This window comes from uncultured Caulobacter sp. (assembly GCF_937900395.1).
Lineage (GTDB): Bacteria > Pseudomonadota > Alphaproteobacteria > Caulobacterales > Caulobacteraceae > Caulobacter.
Map to the genome: position 1 here is coordinate 1 of NZ_CALCDX010000230.1, position 21,863 is coordinate 21,863.

The following is a 21,863-nucleotide window of genomic DNA, read 5'->3' on the forward strand; positions in this document are numbered from 1 at the left end:
GAGCGAGTTCACCGGCATCGTGCACGAGCTGCGCGGCCACATCGGCGCCCTGCGCCAGGGTGCAGGCAAAGCTGGCGCCCCCATCCCGCAGTAACCACCCATCGACACACAAGCACCATGCACAAAAAAACCGCAGAACGCTGGTCCCCCTGGATCCTGCTGGGCGCCATCGTCGTGCTGTGGCAGATCATCTGCTCGGCCTTCAATGTCTCGGAGTTCATCTTCCCCAGCCCCTGGGCCATCGGCACGCAGTTGGTCGAATTTGGCGGCGTGATTGCCGCCCACGCCTGGCGCACCTATTGGGTCACGATGGCGGGCTTTGGCATTGCCATCGTCGTGGGCGTCCTGCTGGGTTTTGTGATTGGCAGCTCGCGCCTGGCCTATGCGGCCGTGTACCCGCTGATGACAGCCTTCAACGCACTGCCCAAGGCGGCCTTTGTGCCCATCCTTGTGGTGTGGTTCGGCATTGGCGTGGGGCCAGCCATCCTTACCGCCTTCCTCATCAGCTTCTTTCCGATCATGGTGAACATCGCCACCGGCCTGGCCACACTGGAGCCCGAGCTCGAAGACGTGCTGCGCGTGCTGGGGGCAAAGCGCTGGGATGTGCTGACCAAGGTGGGGCTGCCGCGCTCCATGCCCTACTTTTTTGGCTCGCTCAAGGTGGCGATCACGCTGGCGTTTGTGGGCACCACGGTGTCCGAGATGACAGCGGCCAACGAGGGCATTGGCTACCTGCTCATCAGCGCGGGCTCGTCCATGCAGATGGGCCTGGCATTTGCGGGCCTGATGGTGGTGGGCGCCATGGCCATGGCCATGTACGAGCTGTTCAGCGTGATTGAAAAGCACACCACCGGCTGGGCACACCGGGGCTCGCAGGGCGAGTGACACAGGCGGTGACAATGCACCCGGGGCGCCACTGGCGCCTTTTGTCATCCACCCGACGCCCTCCAGGCCGGCCCTGCACCACCGCAGCCTGAAAGACCTTTGCATGCCCCGTTTTGCCGCCAACCTGTCCATGCTCTACAACGATGTGGACTTTCTCGACCGCTTTGCCGCTGCCGCCCGTGATGGCTTCAAGGGCGTGGAGTTTCTCTTTCCCTATGCCTACCCGGCGCACGACCTGGCCACGCGTCTGCAGGCCAATGGCTTGCAGCAGGTGCTGTTCAACGCCCCGCCGGGCAACTGGGATGCGGGCGAGCGCGGCCTGGCCTGCCTGCCCGGGCGCGAGGCGGAGTTTCGCGGCAGCATTGCCCAGGCCCTTGCATACGCTTGCGCGCTGCAATGCCCCCGCATCCACGTCATGGCTGGCGTGGTGCCGCAGGGCGCTGACACAGCCACCGTGCGCGCCAGCTACATCGCCAACGTGCGCCACGCGGCAGAGCAGGCCGCCCCGCACGGCATCCACATCCTGCTCGAACCCATCAACCACCGCGACATGCCCGGCTACTTCCTGAACCGCCAGGACCAGGCCCATGCGCTGATCGCCGAGATCGGCGCGGCCAACGGCTCGATCCACCCGCTGGACGTGCGCGATCGTCAGGGCTGGGAAAACGCCCTGGGCGACTTCGGCCGCGAGACCGGCGGCAAGGCCGACGTCCTGCTGAACAACGCCGGGGTGGCCCGCTTTGGCGTGCTGGAGGACATGTCCGACGCCGATTGCGACATCCAGATCGACGTCAACATCAAGGGCGTGATCAACGGCGCGCGAGCGGGGCTTCCGCTGTTGAAGGCCGCCGGCGGTCGGCTGATCAACATCGCTTCGTGCGCGGGGCTCTATGGCTCGCCGAAGCTGGCGGTCTATTCGGCCACCAAGTTCGCGGTGCGCGGCCTCTCCGAAGCGCTGGACATCGAATACGGCCGCCACGGCGTCAGCGTCGCCTGCGTCATGCCGTGGTTCATCGAGACGCCAATCCTGAACGCCGGAGCGTCAGGCACGAACGAGCACATGAGCGACGCCCTGCGCGCCGGCGGCCTCGAGGTCTATCCGGTCGAGGACGCCGCGCAGGTGGTCTGGGAGGCGGCGCAGGGCAAGGCCCTGCACTACTTCGTGGGCAAGCGGGCGAAGCAGATGCGCTTCGCCACCAGCCACATGCCCAACGTCGTTAGGAAGCAGCTCCGCTCGCGGCCCCTACTGTCGACTTGAGGCCGTCCAGCGGGGTGCGATCGGTCGAGATCGCGATCGGCTTGGCGACCGCCTTGTCGACAGCCGGCCCCAGCGCCTTGGCGGGGGTGATCGGGGCCGATGCGGGCTCGGTCACCGGCCCCAGCGGACCGCCCTGCCCCTGCGTAGAGGCGGGCTCGACATGGGCGACAGCGCTGGCGGCGTAGACGACCGGCGGCTTGCCGTCGGCGGTCAGGCTGGCGATGTCCGAAGGCGCGATGTCGTCCACGGTCGGCAGGTGCGCGGCCGAGGCGTTGTGACGGCCGAAGCGATAGAAGATGTGCATTCCCACCTGGGCCACCCGCAGCAGGCGCGGGCCCCAGCCCGGCGAAACGTTGGTGGTGTGGAAGTGGGTGGCCGAGCCGACCTGGTTGCTGATCGCGCCCGACAGCGCGCGGGCGGCGATCTTGCGGGCCCGGTTCCAGGCGCTGACGTCGCGCGCGTGGCGCATCGAGCCGTCGCAGGCGAAGCTGAACTGGCAGCCCGTGCGGTTATAGGCGCCTTGGAACACCACGCCGCAGATCGACTTCGGGAAGGCGGGATGGCGCACGCGGTTCATGACCACCTGGGCCACGGCCGCCTGGCCGCTGGGGGTCTCGCCGCGCGCTTCGTAATAGACGGCGTCAGCTAGGCACTCCAGCTCGCGCGAGCTTTCCAGGGCGTTGCCGAGCTGGAACGGGCCGGCGGCGCCGGGCGTTAAGGAACCGAAGCTGGCTCGCAGCATCAGCGGACCGGTGCGGCCGCTCTGGCCGGGCATCAGGGTCGCGCCGGCGCCTTCGAGGCGGGCGGCCAGTTGGGCCGACTGACGATCGCGCTGATCGACGGCGGCGAAAAGGAAGGGATCATGACGCTTGGCCACGGCGAGGGCGCCGGGGTCCATACGCGTAGCCGCGCTGACCATGGCCGCGTCCGAAAAGCTTCCGGAGGCGCCATCGGCCAAGCGGGCGACGCGGGCGTGCGTGGAGGCCGATTGGGCCAGGCCACCCATCAGGTAAACGCCGCCCAGGGCCAGACCCGTGATGGATCCGACCAATACGGCGCCGACCAGCCCGCGCGCGTCCGCGCGCGTCTGCGACTTGATATACAAAACTCGTGTCCTGCGCGGCGAGGGCGCTCCGGCCCCCCGACAAAAACCGCTTCGAGATCCCCGGAAAAGCACTGTCGGGGAGGCCTTCGAAGCGGGGGATTGGCCGTATCACGACGTGGCCAAGATCCCGCTGTTAGCGGCTTATGAACGATTGGTGACCGACTCGCAAGCGCTCCGGACCCGTCCAAAGCCCCCTTGCGCGCTCCGGTCGCAGCGTCAAATCGTTAATCCGTTGAATCCGCGTAAAAAGCTGGACAGGAGCGATCGACGATTTTTTTCGCCCTCAAAACCCTTACGCCGCCTGATTTCCACCCATGGTGGCGCTAAAGCTGCGACCTCGCCCGCCGCAGCCGTCGCGATAAAAAGGTTAATACGGAACCTTAAGCTGAGCTTTCCGCCGGGGGACTTTTAGCGCCCCCGGGCGAGCCGCCAGCCGTGAACCGCGACCTTGAGCAGGTAGATGGCGGCGGCGGCCCACAGGGTGATTTCGAAGGTCAGGTCCAGAACGCGCTGCAGGTTGGCCAGACCTGCTTCCGACGCCGCGGGCGCCAGCACCGTGATCAGGGGCTGAGCGGGCCACAGCGCCCAGACCAAGACGAGGCCGCCCACCGCGCCGACGATCTCGGCGAGATTGCGCGCCGAGGTCCAGCCCGGCTTGACGACCAGGAACAGGGACGAAACCACCTGAACCACCGCCAGGGCCAGAATGGGCCAGTAGAGCTCTTGGAACACAGGCGAGACCTGCAGGAACGCCTGCCCCCCGCGCGTGGTGATCACATTATCCGCGGGGAATGCGACGACGCCCGTCCACCAGGCGATGAACAGCCCCATGGCGACCAGCTCGAACAGGCCGTCGAACCGGCTCTTGGCGAACCAGTCCTTGCTGTCGGGTACGCGCGGCAGCTCGCTGACCTTCCAGTTGGTGAAGTCGCCCAGCTTGATCCAGCCGCGCTCGATCGCCGCCCCGACCACGGTGGCGAAGCCGATCAGGCTGAGGGCCGTCGGGATAAAGTCGTTTACCGTGCGCATCACCAGCCGCGCATCGCCGTGGGCCGTGAGCAGGGCCACGCCCGCCGGGATGACGGCCGCCAGGGCGGCGATCGCCAGCAGCACCTTCACGCCGAACATCCAGAACGGATAGAGCTCCGGGCCGATCAGGGTGGCGCGCGGGCCGTAACGCCCCGCGACCGCGATCGGATGGCCGATCTCGCGAAGCAGCTCTTCGACCTCGCGCTTGTCGAGCGCACGGCCAAGGGTCGCCTCCCGCTCCTCGATGCGGTTGACGATCAGGTCGCGCAGTTCGGCGATGATGTCCTCGCGTTGCGCCTTGGGCAGCAGGGCCGCCACGGCGGCGAGATAACGATCCACGAGATCGCTCATGTCATGGGGTCCTTTGGTGAGGGTCGCCGCTGTCACAGCAGAGGCTCGAGGGCGGCGTTGATCGCGCGCCATTCGTCGGCGAGGCGCGCCAGCACGGCCCGGCCCTCCTCCGACAGCTGGTAGAAACGCTTCTTGCGCTTGTCTTCCTCGCGCCATTCGCTGGCGAGCAGGCCCTGGGCCTCCAGCCGGCGGAGCATGGGATAGAGCGCGCCTTCGTCGATCTCGACGCCCACGGACGCGAGGGCCTGGCGCAGGCCGTAGCCGTAGCGCTCCTCCCGCAGCTGGGCGAGGACGGCGAGAATCAGAGTCCCCCGCCGCAGCTCCTGACGGAGCGATTCAAAGATGTCCGTATCGGTCGGCATGAACGTGTGCGCCACATAGTGTGCATCACATGGTGTGTGACGCACACTGTATGTCACACAGTACGAAAGGGAGTCAATGGCGGCGCTCGACATTGCCTCCGCGACCCGCGGCGTGCTGTTGTGCAACCTTGAGTTCGATGCCTTTCGAGGGGGCGAGTTTGCGTCGATTGTTCCTGGCCGCCGCCGCGGCGGTGCTGCTGACCGGATCAGCCGTGGCCGACACCAGGCCGCAGGCCGCGCCGCCGCCGTCCTCGCAGGAGAGCTTCGACCTGGCGATCCAGGAGGTCGGGGCCGACCTGCAGAAAGGCGACTACGCCCACGCTCGCGAGGTGCTGGAGCGCGCGCGCCGCTCGCCCTATTTCGCGAAGGCGCCGGCCCCGATGCGCCACGCCATCGCGCTGATGATCGCCGGCATCGCCACCGACGCCAAGGATTGGCCCGCCGCCCGCGCCGCGATTATCGAGGCCTCCGAAATGGCCGACGCCGGGAAGGAAGACTGGCTTCTGCGCCTCCAGATCGCCGCGGCGTCGGGCGACAAGGCCGGAGCCGTCTCCGCCTTGACCACGCTGGCGACGCGCTATCCCGAGACGGTCGCGACCCTCCCCGACGAGACCATCGCTTACGAGCTCAACGCGGCTCGGCGCCTGCCCGACGGAGAGGCCAGGGTCTTCGCCTTGGCTGACGCCCTGTTCGCCAAATGGAAGCCGCAAAACCCCTTCGAGGATCTGAGCGGCGAGCGCGCGGACTATGTGCTTGGCCTGCTGGCCCGGAACCGCTTGGCCGACGCCGAGGCCGCGGCCCGGCTGATCACCAGGGATGAGGTCTTGATCGGCATGCGCGCCGACAAGCGCTTCGACAAGGTGGACGAGGGCGCGCCCGACCGGCTCTCGCCCAAGACTGGCTCGCTGGCGCGGTTGAAGGCGGTCGACGCCCTGCTGGCCGCCCACGGCGACAGGATCAGCGGCCCGACCGCCAAGGCCGAGGCGCTGATGGACCTGGGCCGCTTTTCCGAAGCGCTGACGGTGATCGACGCGGCTCTGGCTCGCGCCAACAGCGCGCCGGACGGGTTCGTTGACCTGGAGACGCGCCTGGGCTGGGCGCACAACGTCCGCAATCAGATCCTGTCGCAGATGGGACGGCGGGAAGAGGCCATCGAGGCGCTGGAGATTGGCGCCCGCACCCCAGAGAATGGTCGACCCAATGTCAATCAGACCCTGAACCTGGGCGCCGCCCAGATGACGGCGGGTCGCTCCAAGGCGGCCCTGGCCACGGTCGGCAGCGTGCGCCTCGATCACATGTCGCCCTACGGTCGCGCGGTGGCGCTGAAGATCACCGTCTGCGCCGCGAGCGACCTGGGCGACAAGGACACCGCTCAGACGGCGCTGAAGACGCTCCGCGACCTGGGCGACGAGGCGAAGGGCAATACTCTGGACGCGCTGCTTTGCGTCAATGACCTGGACGCCGCCGCCGCGGTTGTCATCAAGCGCCTTGGTTCGCCGGACCTGAGACGCGCGACGCTGCTGACCCTGCAGGACACGCCCTCTCTTCCCAACCAGACGGCCTACGACGCCGCGCGCGCCGCCAGCAGGGCCGCTTTGCGAAAACGCCCCGACGTGGTCGCCGCGGTCGAGCCCGTGGGACGCATTCTGCGCTACCGGATCGAGGATCTCTGGCAGGTTCCGTAGCGGCGCGGAGCCGCGCATTCATGCGCCGCGCGTTTGATCCGCCGAAGAGCCGATGGAGAATCCGCCCATGGCCGACCTTTCCCGCTTCGTCGAGGCGCAGGCCGCGACCTACCAGACCGCGCTGGCCGAGCTCCGGCGTGGACGCAAGGAGAGCCACTGGATGTGGTTCGTCTTTCCGCAGATCCAGGGCCTGGGCTCCAGCCCGACCGCGCGCTTCTACGCGATCGCCGACCTGGCCGAAGCCGAGGCCTATCTGGCGCATCCGGTGCTGGGACCGCGCCTGCGCGAGGTCGTGTCGGTGATCGTCGCCCTGCCCGGCGACGACGCCCACGCGGTGTTCGGCTCGCCTGACGACCTGAAGCTGCGGTCGAGCCTGACCCTGTTCCAGGCCGCGGCGCCGGACGAGGCGGTCTTCGGCGAGGCGCTGGCCAAGTACTTCGGCGGCGCGCCCGATGAGAGGACGCTGGAACGGTTGCGGCCGAACCATAGGTAGTCGCCCCGACTGCGATCGCGCCCCGGCCGGGGTACTATCGCCGCCCAAGCGCTAGAGCTCCGGGAGAACGCCATGGACACGATGATGAAGGCCGCCGTGGTGCGCGCCTTTGGCCAGCCGTTGGTGATCGAGGACCGCCCCCGCCCCAAGCCCGGACGCGGTCAGGTGCTGGTCAAGATCGCCGCCTGCGGCGTCTGCCACACCGATCTGCACGCGGCGCATGGCGACTGGCCGATCAAGCCATCCCCGCCCTTCGTGCCGGGCCATGAGGGTGTCGGCGCCGTGGTCGAGCTGGGCGAGGATGTCGAGCACCTGAAGATCGGCGACCGGGTGGGCGTGCCGTGGCTTCACACCGCCTGCGGCCGTTGCGTCCACTGCCTGGCCGGCTGGGAGACGCTCTGTGAAAAGCAGCAGAACACCGGCTACTCGGTCGATGGCGGCTTCGCCGAATACGTGCTGGCTGACGCCGACTATGTCGGGCTGATCCCGGCGAACCTCTCCTATGTCGAGGCCGCGCCGATCCTGTGCGCCGGGGTCACGGTCTATAAGGGCTTGAAGGTGCTGGACGCCAAGCCGGGCGATTGGGTGGCGATCTCGGGCGTCGGGGGCCTGGGACACCTCGCCGTGCAATACGCCAAGGCCATGGGCTTCAAGGTCGCCGCCGTCGATGTGGCGGAAGACAAGCTGGCCCTGGCCCGCGAGCTGGGGGCTGAACTGACGGTCAACGCCACCCGCGAGGATCCCGCCGCCGTGTTCCAATCCAAGGTCGGCGGCATGCAGGGCGTGCTGGTGACGGCGGTTTCGCGCACGGCCTTCAGCCAGGCGCTCGGCATGGTCCGGCGCGGCGGCACCGTGTCGCTGAACGGCCTGCCGCCGGGCGATTTCCCGCTGTCGATCTTCGACACCGTGCTGCGCGGGATCACCGTGCGCGGCTCGATCGTCGGCACGCGCCTGGACCTGCAGGAAGCCCTGGCCTTCGCCGCCGACGGCCGGGTCAAGGCGACGGTCTCGACCGAGGGCCTGAGCGCGATCAACGACATCTTTAGCCGCATGGAAAAGGGCGTCATCGAAGGCCGCGTGGTGCTGGACTTCGAGGGCGCGGCGTGAGGATCGCCCTGCTGGTCGTGGGCTTGGCGCTCGCCGCCTCGCCCGCCCTTGGCCAGGCGTCCGCCGCCAATGGCGAACGGATCGCGCAGCGCGCTTGCGGCGGCTGTCACGCGGTGCGCGGGACCAAGAGCCCGCTTCCGGATGCTCCGCCGTTCGCGCGTCTGCACGAGCGCTATCGGAAGGGGGGCCTCGACGCCCTGCTGGACGAGGGCATGCTGGCCCCGCCGCTGCCGCCGGAGGAGGGCTCGCCCCGCACCCATCCGCGCATGCCCATGGCCAAGTTCGACGACGACCAGCGGGCGGACCTGAAAGCCTATCTGCACAGTCTGGAGCCGAAGCGGTAGGGACTCGCGAGCGCCCCTCCGTCACGTCGCCTAGCGGCGCCGCGCCACCTCCCCCGCAAGCGGGGCAGGAGGGTGCCGTTCCTCCTCACCCGTGAAACGGGGGAGGTGGATCGATGCGGATACGCATCGATCCGGAGGGGGCGTCACAGACGCTCGCCCTAGACCTCGGGGATTTCTCGCGCCGGCCCCGGCGCGTCCTCGGCGTCCAGCGGAAAGCTGATCTCGCAGCGCACCCCGGCCGGATCGTGCTCCAGCCGCACCTGGCCGCGCAGCTCGCGGGCCAGGGCCTGGGAGACCAGGCGGGTGCCGAAGCCCCGGCGCGTGGGCGCGACGACCGGCGGCCCGCCCTCCTCCGCCCAGACCAGCTCAAGCTGGCCCGCGGCCACGCGCCAGGTCAGGCGCACGACGCCGTCGGGGACGCTCAAGGCGCCATATTTCAGCGCGTTGGTGCTGAGCTCGTGCAACGCCATGGACAGCGCCAGCGACCGGGCCGGCGACAGGCTGACCGGGGGCCCCTGGGTGATGAACCGATCGGCCACGAACGGCTCGGCCGCCTGGCGGACCAGATCGCCCAGCTCGGCGCTGGCCCAGCTGGACTGGGTCAGCAGGTTGTGGGTGGCCGACAGGGCCATCAGCCGTCGATCAAACGCCTCGCGCGCCGTCGCCAGGTCGTCGGACGACCGCAGGGTCTGGGCCGCCAGGGACTGGACCGTCGCCAGGGTGTTCTTCACCCGATGGTTCAGCTCGTTGATCAGCAGCCGCTGCAGCTCCTCGGCGCGGCGGCGCTGGGCCAGTTCAGTCTGGGCCGACTGGTAGAGGCGGGCGTTGTCGATGGCGATGGCCGCGTGCGAGGCCACGCCCTCCGCCAGCCACTGGGCGCGCTCGTCGAACACGTCCGGATCGGAATGACCAAAGAACAGGCCGCCGATGATCTCGCCGGAGCGCGAACGGACCGGCACAGCCAGATAGCTGCGCACCGGCAGATGGCCCTTGGGCATGCCGAAATGCGGATCGTTGCGGCCGTAGCGGGGGTCTTGGGTGATGTCGCCCGAGCGGATCGTGGCGGTCCCCTCGAAGGTCGGGGCGAAGACCTCGGTCGCGCGCGGGTGGCCGAACGCATCGAAGGCCGAGCGCGGCGCGCCCGACAGCGCGTAGAGCATCATCGAGTGGCCCTGGCCGTCCGGCGCTGAGTAGAAGAACGCCGCGTAGCGCGCGCGCGTCAGGGCCGCGCCGGCGTCGATCACCACCTGCACCGCGCGCTCGAGGTCGAGCTCGGCGGCGATCACCGCCCCGGTTTCGTTCAGCACCGCCAGGGCGGCGCTCTCAGCTTTGTAGCGGCTTTCGCTGCGCTCCAGCGCCTCGCGCCCGCGCCGCTCGCTGGCGACCGCGGCCAGGATCAGGGTGGTCGAGGCCATTACGGCCACGAACTGCTGGGTCAGCAGGATCGCACCGGACGGCCCGGCGTTGTGGAAGGGGCCTCCGCCCTGCAGTGTCCCGATGAAGGCGCACAGACTTACGAGCAGCGAAGCGAGGGCCGCGCCGCGCGTGTCGAACGCCAGGCCCGCCCAGACCAGCAGCGGAAATACGAACCAAGCCCGCGAATAGGCCCCCTCGCCACGCAGGAAGATCAGATAGGCCAGCGCGCCGGTGGCCACGCAGATCAGCGTCAGATGGCCAATGCGCGTCGGCGTCCAGCGCTCCAGCGCGCCGCGCCAGGTCATGAACGCCGGCGCGAAGGTCAGGACGCCGGTCAGGAAGCCGAACCACCAGTTGACGAAGGCCTGATCGACCTTGCCGGCCGGCGAGCCGCTTAGCAGCAGCATCAGGGCCCCGGCGCTCGCCGAGATGGTCGCCCCGCCGGCGCCGGCGCCGATCACCAGCCAAAGGGCGCTGGGCAGGCTGTCGAGCTTGGCGTTGGTCTTCAGGCGGTTGAGGATCAGCACCGGGACCAGCGCGCCAAGCGCGGTGGCCGTGGCGATCACAAACTGGCTCCATAGGGGCTGCGGCGCGGCCATCACCCAGAAGGTCAGCAAGCGGCCCAGCAGCGCGCCCAGCCAGACGCGCGGGCCGTAGTAGGCGACCGCGGCGAGCGCGATGCCGGCGGACGGCCAGAAGGCCGTCCCCGCGCCCGGCACCACGGCCCAGCGCAGACTGACCACCGCGCCGACGCAATAGATCAGGGCCAGACTGGCGACCAGCAGCCATTCGCGAAGCGTGCGCGGCGTGAGGTTCGCGCGCGCCAGTCCGTCGAGTAACGACGTCACGCGCTCCGCTCCCGGCCCGTCCTCACTCGCAAAATGCCGTCCCCTCAAGTCACCGCTGTCAATCTATGCCCTTCAGGCGACTCGTCGCCAGCGGCGTTCTCTGGGGACGACGAAAAGTCGCCGGCGGCCGCGTCGAAGCGCCGCCCGGGATACACCTCAACGTTGACAGCAAGGTTAATTCGCGCAAAGATTGGAATAAGCGCGGGGGCGCGGGTCGTGCTGGACGGCGTCCAGCTGAAGATTCTCCGTCTTTCTGCGCCTGTACCCGAAAAGTAGCCGACCAGTCCGCGTCTCAATCGCTTTCGCTCGCGCACGGCTGCGCCGTGGCGCGCGTGATGCTTCGCGTCCGCCCCTTTCTCGACATGGATCGCCGATGAGCATGCCGCTCAAGCAGGTCGCCCAGATCGGAGAGTACGGTCTTCTGGCCGTGCTGGCGGCGCTGGCCGCCGTTCTGCTCTATCGCGGCCTGGCGAGCGGCCGTTTGCGCCAGCTCGTGGCCGGTCCGCACGGCGGCGGCCCGAGCCCGGCTCGCGTCCAGGCCCTGGCCATCACCGTCGCCTTCGCCGGCTACTATGTGACCGAAGGCCTTGGGGCGCTGGCGCAAGGTAAGACGAGCCTGCCGGACATCCGCCCCGAGGTGTTGTCGGCCCTGGGCGCCAGCCTGGGCGTCCACCTGGGCGGCAAGCTCTATGAGCGCCCGACAAGCCCCCCCGACGCCAAGAAGACCCGCCGCAAGCCCCGCCGCCCCCGGCGGCGCGGCAACGCACAACCCTGACCCTGACGGAGATCCGCCATGCCCGCCACGCCCTGGTCCGCCCTCGCCTATATCGTCGGCATCGCCGTCGTCATCATCATCCTCGGCTTCGCCGCGGTCGTCGTCTGGCGACTGATCACGACGAAGGGCGTCCTGGACGGCCTGATCGCCGAGCCGACCGACGCCGAGGCGGTCAAGGCCATCACCGACGCGCTGAAGGGCGCCAATCCGCCGGCCAGCCCGGCCGAGGTCGCCGCCGCCATCCGGAGCGGCGCGGCCAAGGCCAGCCTCTCACGCTTCCAGTTCCTGATCTTCACCTTCGTGGTCGCGGGGCTCTTTCTGCTGCTGTCGATCGAGGCCGGAGCCTTCGTGGAGGTGCCGCCGACGGTCCTGGGCCTTATCGGCCTCAGCGGCGGCAGCTTCGTGATTTCCAAGGGCATCTCCAACAGCAGCAATTAGCGGCCTCGGGCCTGGGAGACACGCCATGATCCGCTCGCTTCTCGGCGGCGCCGTCCTCGTCGCCGCCCTGGTCGCCGGGCCCTTTTCGCCGGCCGCCGCGCAGAACGCCGCGCCCGACGGCGCTCCGACGGCCGCCTGCCTGTCGCGGTTCAAGCCCGTGGCCCTGCCGGTCCATCGCGGCGACGACGTGGCCGGCCAGCAGATCCTGATCTGCCGTCCGGGCTACGTGCTGTCGTTCAACAAGGTCACTCGCAACCCCGACTGGGTCGTCGAGCGCCTGACGCCCGCGGCGTTGAAGGGCGGCGCCAAGCGGTCCGACAAGTTCCTGACCGACACCGCCGCCCAAGGCTACAGCCCAGAGGCCCAGGACTACAGCGACCCGGCCAACCCGCGCGATCGAGGCCACCAGGCGCCGGCGGCCGACTTCAAGTTCAGCCAGCCCCAGACCAACGACAGCTTCTACATGACCAACATGTCGCCTCAGGTCGGGCCCGGCTTCAACCGCGCCCAGTGGCGCTTCCTGGAGGAAGACGTGCGCGCGGCGGTGCTGTGCGGCGGCCACGAGGACGTCATCGTCATCACCGGCCCGATCTATGGCTCGAGCGCAACCTGGATCGGGCGAAACAAGACCAAGATCCTGTCGCCCGCCGCCTATTTCAAGATCCTCTACGATGTCAGAACCGGTCGGGCCGTAGGCTTCCGGCTGGACAACAAGGCCTACAAGAAGACCCCGACCGACACCTTCATCGCGCCGATCGCGGATCTCGAGGTCGAGACCGGCCTGAACTTCTTCGCCGACCTGTCCCGCCGCGACCAGAACCTGCTGGAGCGGCGCAAGGGCGTCTTCTGGGGCCACGGCCAGGCCTGCGCGAACACGGTGAAAGAGTAGAGGCGAAGGCCGTCACGGCCTCTCCCGCCACTCTGCTGCCAACCTTGTCAGCAGTCCCCCTAGCCGTCGGGCGCGCGGGCGCCTAACTTGGGGCCATGCCTCGCAGCCCAAACTCCGGCGTTTCGGACGTCTCCGCGCCCTTCGTCATGGACACCCTTGGGGACACCGTCTCTGACGTTTCAGTCGGCGTCATGCCCATGCTGTGGACGCCGCACCGGCCCGCGCGTCCGGACAAGTCCGAGGGCGGCAAGAAGTTCAAGCTGGTCAGCGACTACCAACCCGCGGGCGACCAGCCCACGGCCATCGCCGACCTCGTCGAAGGCATCGAGCGCGGCGACCAGGACCAGGTGCTGCTGGGGGTCACCGGCTCGGGCAAGACCTTCACCATGGCCCAGGTCATCGAGCGCACCCAGCGCCCGGCCCTGATCCTGGCCCCGAACAAGACCCTGGCCGCCCAGCTCTACAGCGAGATGAAGTCGTTCTTCCCGGAGAACGCGGTCGAGTACTTCGTCAGCTACTACGACTACTACCAGCCGGAAGCCTACGTCCCGCGCACCGACACCTATATCGAGAAGGATTCCTCGATTAACGAGCAGATCGACCGGATGCGCCACTCGGCCACCCGGGCGATCCTGGAGCGGGACGACGTCATCGTCGTGGCCTCGGTGTCGTGCATCTACGGCATCGGCTCGGTCGAGACCTATACCGCCATGACCTTCACCCTGGAGGTCGGGCAGCGGGTCGACGAGAAGCAGCTGATCGCCGACCTCGTCGCCCAGCAGTACAAGCGCAACGACCAGGCCTTCGAGCGCGGCACGTTCCGCCGCCGCGGCGACACCATCGAGATCTTCCCCGCCCACTACGAGGACCGCGCCTGGCGCGTCACCATGTTCGGCGACGAGGTCGAGGCCCTGGCCGAGTTCGACACCCTGACCGGGAAAAAGACGGCCGACCTCGAGATGATCAAGGTCTACGCCAACAGCCACCACGTCACGCCGCGCCCGACCCTGCGCCAGGCGATCATCGAGATCCGCAAGGAGCTGAAGGAGCGGCTCGAGTGGCTGACCGCCAACGGCAAGCTCTTGGAAGCCCAACGGCTGGAGCAGCGCACGACCTTCGATCTGGAGATGATCGAGACCACCGGCTCGTGCGCCGGCATCGAGAACTACAGCCGCTATCTGTCGGGTCGGAAGCCCGGCGAGCCGCCGCCGACCTTCTTCGAATACATCCCCGACAACGCCTTGCTGTTCACCGACGAGAGCCACCAGACGGTTCCGCAGATCGGCGCCATGTACAAGGGCGACCGCAACCGCAAATGGACCCTGGCCGAGTACGGCTTCCGCCTGCCGTCGGCCCTGGATAACCGCCCCCTCAAGTTCGAGGAGTGGGACGCCATGCGGCCGCAGTCGGTCCACGTCAGCGCCACCCCGGCCGACTGGGAGCTGGAGCGGGCCGGCGGCGTCTTCGCCGAGCAGGTCATCCGCCCCACCGGCCTGATCGACCCGCCGGTCGAGGTGCGCCCGGTCTCCAAGGACGGCGCCAGCCAGGTCGACGACGTGGTCGACGAGATCCGCCAGACCATCCGCAAGGGCTATCGCACCCTGGTCACCGTCCTGACCAAGAAGATGGCCGAGGACCTGACCGAATATCTGAACGAACAGGGTATCCGCGTCCGCTACATGCACAGCGACGTCGATACGCTTGAGCGCATCGAGATCATCCGCGACCTGCGCCTCGGCCACTTCGACGTCCTGGTCGGCATCAACCTGCTGCGGGAAGGCCTCGACATCCCCGAGTGCGGTCTCGTCGCCATCCTCGACGCCGACAAGGAGGGTTTCCTGCGCTCGGAGACCTCGCTGATCCAGACGATCGGCCGGGCGGCGCGGAACGTCGACGGCAAGGTCATCCTCTACGCCGACCGGATCACCGGCTCGATGGAGCGGGCCATGGCCGAGACCGCCCGCCGCCGCGAGAAGCAGAACGCCTACAATCTCGAGCACGGCATTACGCCCGAGAGCGTCAAGCGCGACATCAAGGACATCCTCAACAGCCCCTACGAGCGCGGCGACCGCGTGCTGGTGCCGATGGGCATGTCCGAGAGCGACGACCGTCCGTTCAGCGGCGACAACTTCAAGGCCGCCCTCAAGGAGCTGGAGGCCAAGATGCGCGAAGCCGCCGCCAACCTGGAGTTCGAGGAAGCCGCCCGCCTGCGCGACGAGATCAAGCGCATGAAGCTGATGGACCTGGAGTTCGCCAACGACATCCTCTCGGCCACCGGCGAGGACGTCGACCGCTCGGCCCCCAAGCGCATCCGCGCCGAGATCCGCGAGGAGAAGGCCGCCGAGTTCCGCAAGAAGCGGCGCTAGGCTTGGCGACGGACGCGCCCAGGGGCGGCCCCGCGCCGGAGCCCTTCCAGGCGACCGTCGGGCGCAAGGCGCTCGGCGTGGCGCTGGCGTTCGGCCTGACCCTGCTGGGCCTGTTTGGGCTGAACGCGGTCCAGACCCTGCTGGACAAGCCGAACGAGGCGGTCGTGGCCACGATCCCGGACGTCCTCCTCCTGTGGCGCGAGGAAGAGCCGTCGGCCTATTTCTGGGCGTTCCTGCTGATCGCCTTCCCGCCGCTGGCCCTGATCCCCGGCGCGTTCGGCGTCAGCCATCGCCAGTTCGTCCCGCTGATGTCCCCGCGCAAGCGGTGGGCGGTCGTCGCCGTGTCGGCCGCGCTCGTGACCGCCGGCGTCGGCGTGGGCGGCGTCTTCGGCCGCGCCGAGGTCGCCGTCGCCACGCCGTTCGGCGTCAGCTGGCTGAAGGACGGCAAGCCACAGGAATACTGGTCCTGGGGCGCGGCCACCAGCATCGCCGCCGCCTGCGTGAAGGGCGAGAAGGCGGGCGACTTCGCCCTCAACTACGACGTCACCTTCCCCACCGGCCGCGAAGCCAACCTGGCCCGGCCGGAAGACAAGATCGCCGACTTGGTCCCCCGCCTGGCGGTGCTGGACACCCGGCTACGGGCTGGCGGCGTTCCGCGATTCACCAGTGTCGAGCCGGGTTGCGTGGAGCAGGTGGGCCGCCCGCTGGCGCCGGCGGAGCGGGAGACGCTGCGGGGCGTGGTGGGGCGGTAGCATTGGCCGCGCGAGCGCCTGGCCGGCTCGGGTGCGATCATTCCTCTCGAGCGCTTGCGCCGCTCTGCCGCGCCAGTTTCCGCCAGGCGGCCGGCGGTACGCCTTGCGCTCGCGTAAAGGCGCGATTGAAGGCCGCTTCGCTGGCGTAGCCAGCCTCGCTCGCGATCGTTGCGACCGCGCGATCGCTGGCGCCCAGCGCGACGCCGGCAAGACAGAGCCGCCAGTCTCGAATGTAGCGCATGGGCGAGGTTCCCAGCACGCTGTCGAAGCGTTCGCTCATCGCGCTGCGGGACAGGCCAGCCGCTGCGGCCAGTTCGCCGAGCGACCAATCGCGGCTCGGCTCGGCGTGGATCAAGGCCAGGCATCGCGCCAAGGCGGGATTGGCCGTGGCGGCCAACCAGCCGCGCGCTTCGGCTGGCGTCGCGGCGACGCGCCGCCGCAGCACCTCGATGAAGATGATCTCGGTGAGCCGTTCCAGGACCGAGAGTCCGCCGGGCCGGGGCTGGTCTACCTCCGCCACAATCTGGGCGATCGCCGCGCCCAACCAACTCGGGCCGTCGCCCCTGGTGCGGACGTGAAGCATGGTCGGCAGGGCGTCGCGAAGCGGCCGAAACCTCGCCGCGGCGAACTTTAGATAGCCGCAGAGCAGGCGCACCGGCCCCTCGCCGTCGCCGTAGCGCAGGACCGGGACTTCGCGCCAGGGCCGAGGCGGCAGGTCGTTGATGGGCGCCACCAACGGGCCGTCCTGACCGACGCCCAGTTGATGGCCCGTCCCGAAGGGAAAGACCACCACATCGCCCTCGTCGAGGTCGACCACGCGATCTTCGATCTTCAGCCAGCAGCGCCCTTGCACGACGATATGGAACGGCGTGGCGTCCTCGGGGCCGGCCAGGCTCGCCAGGGACGGCGACGCATCGGTCCTCCAGACGCCGGTCGGCGCGAAGCAGAACTGCAAGGACCCCGACAACCGAACGGCCTGAAGAACCCCGGACAGAACATCCGCGGCCCGCGCTTCCTCCGCCGGCGGCGGACTCTCGATCAATTTGTTCGGCGTCCCAGGCAAAGACGCTCCCCCGCGATTGCGCCTAGACCTCCCGACCTTAGGCATGACTGCAAAGGAAAACTACATTGGAGACCCAAGCAAACAAGTTGGTGATCGTGATGACCAAGGGCATCGATTCCGAACTCTCTTCGGTCGGATTCACGATCGCGAACGGCGCCATCACCTCCGGGATGCAGGTCTCGGCGTTCCTCGTGAGCGCGGCGGTCGATCTGGTCCGACGCGGCGGCCAGACCATGACGCACGTGCCGCCGCTGTCGCCGCTGGGCGAGCTGATCAAAGATTTCATGAGCCGGGGCGGAACCGTCTGGGTTTGCCCGCCCTGCGCCCAGACCCGTGGTTACGAGGCCTCGGACTTGATCGACGGCGTGATCGTCACGGGCGCCTCAGTCATGTTCGCGTCCATCAAGGAGGGCGCAGCGACGCTATCGTTCTGAAAGCCTGTCGCTTGCGCCGTCGCCACGAGCCGTTCGACAGCGAGGAAGACGGCTCGCGGCGACCAGCGCGATCTACAAGTCCCCTAAGCCGCGACCGCCTCGCCGCCCGACGCCACGATCTCGTACCGGTCGTCCACCCACCGCCCGACCAGCCGGCCGGCGGCGTCGTGGATCCAGACCTCGGCGTCGTTGTCGTGGCAACGCGCCTCGGCCGCCAGGGCGCGGGCGCGGCGTTCGGCCTGGCCGCCGGTGTCGAAGGTCATGACCTCGCCAGGACCTTTCACACACCATCCCCCATTGAAGGGGGAGACCACGAAAATGCTCCGCATGGGCTCTCTCCGTTCCAAGGGTTGCTTCGCTTGAGGGTTCAAGGAAGCGTCTAGAACTTAGGCGCCCACCCGCCGGTTCCAAGATCCCTCCCATGAGGGTGCGGCGGCATCCCTCCGCTTGCGGAACGGCGTTCTCCGGACCACTCTCCGAGCCGTCATCGCGTCGCCGGGGAGCCTCTCGCCCATGACCGTCCGCATCCTGATCGTCGGCCAGGACGCCGACACCGTGGACTACGCCGCGCCTGGCATCATCCCCGGCATGACGGCGGAGAAGGTCCGAGCGGGCCTGGCCGCGTCCAAGGCGTCGCTGGACGGCCAGGGCCATGCCTGCGACGTGCTGGAGGTCCAGCCCGCCCCCGCCGCGGCCGAGGCTGAGGTGGCCGCCGCCCTGGGCAAGACGGCCTATGACGTGGTGGTGATCGGGGCCGGCATCCGCAATCCGCCGGCCAATCTGGGCCTGCTGGAGACGGTGCTGAACACCATCCACCGCGCCGCGCCGGGGGCGCGGATCGCCTTCAACACCCGGCCCGACGACACGGACGCGGCGGCGCTGCGCTGGGTCGGGCGGTAAGGAACCGCGCGGGCGGCCGCTCGTTGCTGCACGGCTCTGGAGACGGCCGGGGCGCAGCGCCCTGGACGAGCCCCATGATCTCGGAGCCCTCGGACACCTACGACGCCATCGTGATCGGCGCCGGCCCCGCCGGACTGACGGCCGCGACCTATCTGGGACGTTTCCACCGCAAGGCGTTGGTGCTGGACGGCGGGTCCTCGCGCGCCAGCTGGATCCCCGAGAGCCACAACACGCCGGGCTTCCCGCAAGGGGTCGGCGGCGATGCGCTGCTGGCGCGCCTGCGCGAACAGGCCGACCGCTACGGCGCCGAGCGGCGCGCTGGACGGGCGCGGAGCCTGGTCCGGGGCGCGGACGGCTTCGTCCTGGCCTTCGAGGGCGAGGACGCCCCCGACCAAGATCTTGGCGCGCCCATGATCGTGCGCGCGCCGTTCGTGCTGCTGGCGACCGGCGTCGTCGATCGGCTGCCGGCTCTGGAGGGCGTGGAGGACGCGATCCGCGCCGCGCGGGTGCGGCTCTGCCCGATCTGCGACGCCTACGAGGCGACCGGCCAGCGCATCGCCGTGCTGGGCGACAGCGAGCATGGCGCGCGCGAGGCGGCGTTCCTGACCACCTATTCGCCGGATGTCACCCTGCTGGACCTGAGGCCCGGCGCGCCGAGCGAAGGCGACGGCGTGTTCGCGCGGCTTCCCGCGCGGCTGACGGACATCGCGCTGGGCCCGGACGCCGTCACGGTCGCCGCTGGCGACGCGCGGAGGGTCTTCGACTGCCTATACCTGGCGCTGGGCTTCGACAGTCAGCAGGACATCGCCCGACAGGCGGGCGCGGCGCTGGACGAGGACGGCCGCCTGGTCGTCAGCGCGCACCAGCAAACCTCGGTGAACGGGCTCTACGCGGCCGGCGATGTCGTACGCGGCCTCAACCAGATAGCCGTCGCCACGGCCGAGGCCGCGATCGCCGCGACGGACATCCACAATCGCTTGAGGGCGCGGGACGGGAACAGCACTGCGTCGTCCGCTCAATAGCCGCGTCATCCCGGAAGCCTCGCAGAGGCTATCCGGGATGACACGGGAATCTTGGCGCGACGATGAGGAGCTCGCGCTCAGTGCGTTACAGCGTCGCCTGCGGCTCGGGCTCGGCGACGGAGCAGATCTCGACCCACACCTGATGCAGCTCGTTCTGGGTGTCGCTGGCCAGGGCCGCGCGACCGTTGACGACGATATAGGGCTGGAACTCGGCGGCGTCGCCCAGGCGAACCTCGCCGCAGACCGCGACGCGGCCCTGGCGATGCTCGATGTGCTCGTTGCGGAAGCTGACGTTGTCCCAGGTTTCCATCTGGCGCTTGACGGTCCACTGGGCGCCGCTCAACTCCATCTGCCGGATGCGCGGCAGGGCCAGGGGCGTCTCGATCTGGGCGGACTTGGCGCTGGGGTGGTAGCCGATGGCCATGAACGCCACGAAGGCCAGCAGGATCAGATAGGGCGCGAGCGAGCGGACGAGCGGCGTCCGGAGCGTCGGTCCTTCCGCAACATTTCCAGCCATCGGAAATCTCCGCCTCTCGTCAAGCTAGCCCATCGGGGGAAAACGGGCTGCTCACGTAAAACGTCGTTAACACGGACCTATGCCAAGAACCACAGCCGCCTGACCCAAAACTAGTAATATCGAGGCGGCGTCGCACAGCTTTGAGTGTAATTAAAATCACACTCGCCGCGAAAACGAGCACTGGATCATACTATATTCCAGATCGGCGTTATCTGCACGGCGACCTAATGGCGCACGGCGCAGCTTGCCGAACGCGGTTCAACGTTTTGAAGCGGTCTTGCCCTTTTCTCGGCGCTCGTTGGCGGCGATCTGGCTGAGGATCAGCAGGGACGAGGAATAGTAGTCCTCGTTCTGGATCATGGCGGGCGAAGCCTTGCCCGTCAGGGCCAGGTCCGCGACGCTGGCCATGCCGACCGACGCCGCGAACGGCGCGACCTCGCCAGTGCGGACGTCGATCCAGGCGGGAGCCGGCTTGCCGGCGGCGCGGAACGAGGTCCACCAGCGCTTGACCGGGTCCAGAGCGGGGTCGCCGCAGCGTCCCGACCAGCACATGTAGAGCGGCACGCGCACGGCGTCGAAGCCAAAGCGCGGCGGACGGTCGGGATCGGTCCACATGGCGCCGGCGGTGTCGACCTTCACCCAGTCGACGGGGAGGTCGGTCGCGCCGAAGCGGGCGTCGCGGATGGCGCGCAGGGCTTGGTCGCGCACCATCGGCCAGGGCGACTTGGGCTCGCGCGCGGCGAAGGCGTCCAGCGCGGGCATGATCGCGTAGGACGGGTTGAAGATCATGCCCTGGGCGTTGACGAAGCCGTCGACGCCGGGGACCAGCAAGGTGCGGGGCCCCTGCTTGACCAGCAGCTTGCTGAGGATCGCGCTGCGGATCTGGGCGCTGGCCTCGAGGTATTCGGGACGCTTCCACCGCTCGCCGCCGCGCAGCAGCGCCCAGGCGATCAGCAGGTCGCCGTCCAGGGCGTTGTTCGGGTCAGGGGTGTGCAGGTCGCCCGTGGGGATGTAGCGCCACTTGAACAGGCGCGTGTCCGGACGCGACAGGGTCTTGTCGGTCCAGGTCCACAAGGCCTTGAAGGTCGCCGGATCGTCATAGGCCGTGGCCATGACCATGGCGAAGCCCTGCCCTTCGGAGTGGCTGACATTGCCGTTGCCGGTGTCGACCACCCGTCCGTCGGACTGCACGAAGCGGGTCTTGTAGTCCGCCCAGTTGCTGGGCGTCGGCGCGGCGCACCGTATAGGTGCGCACCGTTGGTCGCTGGTTCTCGGGCAGCCCGTCGAAACTGTCGAGGGTCAGCGGTCGGGGCAATCCGGTGACATCCACCTCGCTGGGCACGATCACCACCTTGACGTACGAGTCGGCGAACGAGCTGGGCTCGAAGGTGTCAAAACCGTTGCCGCCCAACACCACGCGCACGATGTGTGACGTGACCTGTTCGGTGGCGACGACGGTGAAACTGTGGATGGGGCGACCTGCCATTGAACCGACTATACGAGGGCTCACTACACTGCAGGGCCGTACGCGACCGGGAGGAGCGCAATGGCACCGCAGAGCCGCGCGGTCCCCGTGATCGCGCTGACCGGCTTCCTGGGCGCCGGCAAGACGACCCTGCTCAACCACGTGTTGCGCACGCCCGGCGCGCGGATCGGCGTCGTGATCAACGACTTCGGCGACCTGAACGTCGACGCCGCCCTGGTGACCGGGCAGATCGACGAGCCGGCATCGATCGCCGGCGGCTGCCTGTGCTGCCTGACCGACGACGACGCACTGGACGAGGCGCTGACCAAGCTCGCCGACCCCGCACTCGGGTTGGACGC

General features: G+C 68.7%; 23 protein-coding genes and 2 pseudogenes. 15 read left to right on the top strand and 10 right to left on the bottom strand.

All coding sequences use genetic code 11. The annotated features are described in order from the left end of the window. The first annotated feature begins 117 nt into the window (after positions 1-117). Together Q0379_RS20455 and Q0379_RS20460 are read left to right on the top strand one after the other, a co-directional pair. Positions 118-885, top strand: a complete 768-nt coding sequence (locus tag Q0379_RS20455; RefSeq protein WP_024816059.1) for an ABC transporter permease — start codon at positions 118-120, stop codon at positions 883-885. A gap of 130 nt (positions 886-1,015) precedes the next feature. Then, positions 1,016-2,143, top strand: coding sequence for an SDR family oxidoreductase (locus Q0379_RS20460; protein WP_299016137.1), 1,128 nt, complete (start codon positions 1,016-1,018; stop codon positions 2,141-2,143). Here the strand turns inward: Q0379_RS20460 and Q0379_RS20465 are convergent. From Q0379_RS20465 to Q0379_RS20475, 3 genes are all read right to left on the bottom strand, one after another. Continuing rightward, on the bottom strand, positions 2,103-3,248 hold the full coding sequence (locus Q0379_RS20465) for a cell wall hydrolase (protein ID WP_299016081.1): 1,146 nt from the start codon (positions 3,246-3,248) through the stop codon (positions 2,103-2,105). The genes Q0379_RS20460 and Q0379_RS20465 overlap by 41 nt on opposite strands. A 408-nt stretch (positions 3,249-3,656) precedes the next feature. Beyond that, positions 3,657-4,628 carry a hypothetical protein gene (locus Q0379_RS20470; RefSeq protein ID WP_231732154.1) on the bottom strand — a complete coding sequence of 324 codons (972 nt, stop codon included), beginning with the start codon at positions 4,626-4,628 and terminating at the stop codon, positions 3,657-3,659. A 32-nt stretch (positions 4,629-4,660) separates the two neighbouring features. Continuing rightward, positions 4,661-4,990, bottom strand: a complete 330-nt coding sequence (locus Q0379_RS20475; RefSeq protein ID WP_082769574.1) for a helix-turn-helix transcriptional regulator — start codon at positions 4,988-4,990, stop codon at positions 4,661-4,663. A 158-nt stretch (positions 4,991-5,148) separates the two neighbouring features. Between Q0379_RS20475 and Q0379_RS20480 the strand changes: the two genes are divergently transcribed. The 4 genes from Q0379_RS20480 to Q0379_RS20495 all read left to right on the top strand — a co-directional run bounded on the left by Q0379_RS20480 (position 5,149) and on the right by Q0379_RS20495 (position 8,619). Next, a complete protein-coding gene (locus tag Q0379_RS20480) occupies positions 5,149-6,675 on the top strand; it encodes a hypothetical protein (RefSeq protein WP_299016089.1) in 1,527 nt (508 codons plus the stop codon). Between the two features lie 67 nt (positions 6,676-6,742). Further along, positions 6,743-7,168, top strand: coding sequence for a DUF1810 domain-containing protein (locus tag Q0379_RS20485; protein WP_299016092.1), 426 nt, complete (start codon positions 6,743-6,745; stop codon positions 7,166-7,168). 72 nt (positions 7,169-7,240) lie between these two features. Next, the gene (adhP, locus tag Q0379_RS20490) at positions 7,241-8,275 is read left to right on the top strand and encodes an alcohol dehydrogenase AdhP (protein ID WP_299016095.1); all 1,035 of its coding nucleotides are present in this window, start codon (positions 7,241-7,243) and stop codon (positions 8,273-8,275) included. Next, on the top strand, positions 8,272-8,619 hold the full coding sequence (locus Q0379_RS20495) for a cytochrome c (RefSeq protein WP_299016098.1): 348 nt from the start codon (positions 8,272-8,274) through the stop codon (positions 8,617-8,619). Before adhP ends, Q0379_RS20495 begins: the two co-directional genes overlap by 4 nt. 30 nt (positions 8,620-8,649) lie before the next feature. Here Q0379_RS20495 and Q0379_RS20500 read toward each other — a convergent pair. After that, positions 8,650-8,762 (bottom strand): annotated as a pseudogene (locus Q0379_RS20500) (hypothetical protein); the annotation flags it as partial. A gap of 15 nt (positions 8,763-8,777) precedes the next feature. Next, positions 8,778-10,883 (bottom strand): MASE1 domain-containing protein, encoded by a 2,106-nt coding sequence (locus Q0379_RS20505; RefSeq protein WP_299016101.1) that lies wholly within the window; start codon positions 10,881-10,883, stop codon positions 8,778-8,780. A gap of 373 nt (positions 10,884-11,256) precedes the next feature. Between Q0379_RS20505 and Q0379_RS20510 the strand changes: the two genes are divergently transcribed. From Q0379_RS20510 to Q0379_RS20530, 5 genes are all read left to right on the top strand, one after another. Then, the gene (locus Q0379_RS20510; protein WP_299016104.1) at positions 11,257-11,658 is read left to right on the top strand and encodes a hypothetical protein; all 402 of its coding nucleotides are present in this window, start codon (positions 11,257-11,259) and stop codon (positions 11,656-11,658) included. A gap of 18 nt (positions 11,659-11,676) precedes the next feature. Then, positions 11,677-12,096 (top strand): hypothetical protein, encoded by a 420-nt coding sequence (locus Q0379_RS20515; RefSeq protein WP_299016107.1) that lies wholly within the window; start codon positions 11,677-11,679, stop codon positions 12,094-12,096. Between the two features lie 25 nt (positions 12,097-12,121). Further along, positions 12,122-12,985 carry a DNA/RNA non-specific endonuclease gene (locus Q0379_RS20520; protein ID WP_299016110.1) on the top strand — a complete coding sequence of 288 codons (864 nt, stop codon included), beginning with the start codon at positions 12,122-12,124 and terminating at the stop codon, positions 12,983-12,985. A gap of 95 nt (positions 12,986-13,080) precedes the next feature. Continuing rightward, positions 13,081-15,351: an excinuclease ABC subunit UvrB gene (gene uvrB / locus Q0379_RS20525; RefSeq protein WP_299016112.1), complete on the top strand. Its 2,271-nt coding sequence runs from the start codon at positions 13,081-13,083 to the stop codon at positions 15,349-15,351. A gap of 2 nt (positions 15,352-15,353) precedes the next feature. Next, positions 15,354-16,103, top strand: coding sequence for a hypothetical protein (locus Q0379_RS20530; RefSeq protein WP_299016115.1), 750 nt, complete (start codon positions 15,354-15,356; stop codon positions 16,101-16,103). A 37-nt stretch (positions 16,104-16,140) separates the two neighbouring features. Here Q0379_RS20530 and Q0379_RS20535 read toward each other — a convergent pair whose 3' ends face one another. Then, on the bottom strand, positions 16,141-17,211 hold the full coding sequence (locus Q0379_RS20535; protein ID WP_299016118.1) for an AraC family transcriptional regulator: 1,071 nt from the start codon (positions 17,209-17,211) through the stop codon (positions 16,141-16,143). A gap of 50 nt (positions 17,212-17,261) precedes the next feature. Between Q0379_RS20535 and Q0379_RS20540 the strand changes: the two genes are divergently transcribed. After that, positions 17,262-17,600 carry a DsrE family protein gene (locus Q0379_RS20540; RefSeq protein ID WP_299016143.1) on the top strand — a complete coding sequence of 113 codons (339 nt, stop codon included), beginning with the start codon at positions 17,262-17,264 and terminating at the stop codon, positions 17,598-17,600. A gap of 83 nt (positions 17,601-17,683) precedes the next feature. Here the strand turns inward: Q0379_RS20540 and Q0379_RS20545 are convergent, their stop codons facing one another. Then, the gene (locus tag Q0379_RS20545; protein WP_299016121.1) at positions 17,684-17,929 is read right to left on the bottom strand and encodes a DUF2188 domain-containing protein; all 246 of its coding nucleotides are present in this window, start codon (positions 17,927-17,929) and stop codon (positions 17,684-17,686) included. Positions 17,930-18,113: 184 nt separating this feature from the next. On the opposite strand from Q0379_RS20545, the gene Q0379_RS20550 reads away from it, so the two are divergent. Further along, a complete protein-coding gene (locus Q0379_RS20550; RefSeq protein ID WP_299016125.1) occupies positions 18,114-18,500 on the top strand; it encodes a hypothetical protein in 387 nt (128 codons plus the stop codon). Between the two features lie 74 nt (positions 18,501-18,574). Continuing rightward, a complete protein-coding gene (locus Q0379_RS20555; RefSeq protein ID WP_299016128.1) occupies positions 18,575-19,522 on the top strand; it encodes an NAD(P)/FAD-dependent oxidoreductase in 948 nt (315 codons plus the stop codon). A gap of 85 nt (positions 19,523-19,607) precedes the next feature. On the opposite strand, the gene Q0379_RS20560 is transcribed toward Q0379_RS20555, so the two are convergent. The 3 genes and pseudogenes from Q0379_RS20560 to Q0379_RS24325 all read right to left on the bottom strand — a co-directional run. Continuing rightward, positions 19,608-20,039 (bottom strand): hypothetical protein, encoded by a 432-nt coding sequence (locus Q0379_RS20560; RefSeq protein ID WP_299016131.1) that lies wholly within the window; start codon positions 20,037-20,039, stop codon positions 19,608-19,610. Between the two features lie 258 nt (positions 20,040-20,297). Further along, positions 20,298-21,284, bottom strand: coding sequence for a glycosyl hydrolase family 8 (locus Q0379_RS20565; RefSeq protein ID WP_299016146.1), 987 nt, complete (start codon positions 21,282-21,284; stop codon positions 20,298-20,300). Then, a pseudogene (locus tag Q0379_RS24325) lies at positions 21,268-21,525 on the bottom strand (siderophore-interacting protein); the annotation flags it as partial. The gene Q0379_RS20565 and the pseudogene Q0379_RS24325, both read right to left, overlap by 17 nt. 87 nt (positions 21,526-21,612) lie before the next feature. Here Q0379_RS24325 and Q0379_RS20570 point away from each other — a divergent pair. Next, positions 21,613-21,863: GTP-binding protein (locus tag Q0379_RS20570; protein WP_299016134.1), on the top strand; the 251-nt coding region annotated here is incomplete at its 3' end.

Coding starts and splice junctions, on each gene's coding strand:
- Q0379_RS20455 (WP_024816059.1), top strand. CDS start 118: ATGCACAAAAAAACCGCAGAACGCTGGTCCCCCTGGATCCTGCTGGGC.
- Q0379_RS20460 (WP_299016137.1), top strand. CDS start 1,016: ATGCTCTACAACGATGTGGACTTTCTCGACCGCTTTGCCGCTGCCGCC.
- Q0379_RS20470 (WP_231732154.1), bottom strand. CDS start 4,628: ATGAGCGATCTCGTGGATCGTTATCTCGCCGCCGTGGCGGCCCTGCTG.
- Q0379_RS20475 (WP_082769574.1), bottom strand. CDS start 4,990: ATGCCGACCGATACGGACATCTTTGAATCGCTCCGTCAGGAGCTGCGG.
- Q0379_RS20485 (WP_299016092.1), top strand. CDS start 6,743: ATGGCCGACCTTTCCCGCTTCGTCGAGGCGCAGGCCGCGACCTACCAG.
- adhP (WP_299016095.1), top strand. CDS start 7,241: ATGGACACGATGATGAAGGCCGCCGTGGTGCGCGCCTTTGGCCAGCCG.
- Q0379_RS20510 (WP_299016104.1), top strand. CDS start 11,257: ATGAGCATGCCGCTCAAGCAGGTCGCCCAGATCGGAGAGTACGGTCTT.
- Q0379_RS20515 (WP_299016107.1), top strand. CDS start 11,677: ATGCCCGCCACGCCCTGGTCCGCCCTCGCCTATATCGTCGGCATCGCC.
- Q0379_RS20520 (WP_299016110.1), top strand. CDS start 12,122: ATGATCCGCTCGCTTCTCGGCGGCGCCGTCCTCGTCGCCGCCCTGGTC.
- uvrB (WP_299016112.1), top strand. CDS start 13,081: ATGCCTCGCAGCCCAAACTCCGGCGTTTCGGACGTCTCCGCGCCCTTC.
- Q0379_RS20535 (WP_299016118.1), bottom strand. CDS start 17,211: ATGCCTAAGGTCGGGAGGTCTAGGCGCAATCGCGGGGGAGCGTCTTTG.
- Q0379_RS20545 (WP_299016121.1), bottom strand. CDS start 17,929: ATGCGGAGCATTTTCGTGGTCTCCCCCTTCAATGGGGGATGGTGTGTG.
- Q0379_RS20550 (WP_299016125.1), top strand. CDS start 18,114: ATGACCGTCCGCATCCTGATCGTCGGCCAGGACGCCGACACCGTGGAC.
- Q0379_RS20555 (WP_299016128.1), top strand. CDS start 18,575: ATGATCTCGGAGCCCTCGGACACCTACGACGCCATCGTGATCGGCGCC.
- Q0379_RS20560 (WP_299016131.1), bottom strand. CDS start 20,039: ATGGCTGGAAATGTTGCGGAAGGACCGACGCTCCGGACGCCGCTCGTC.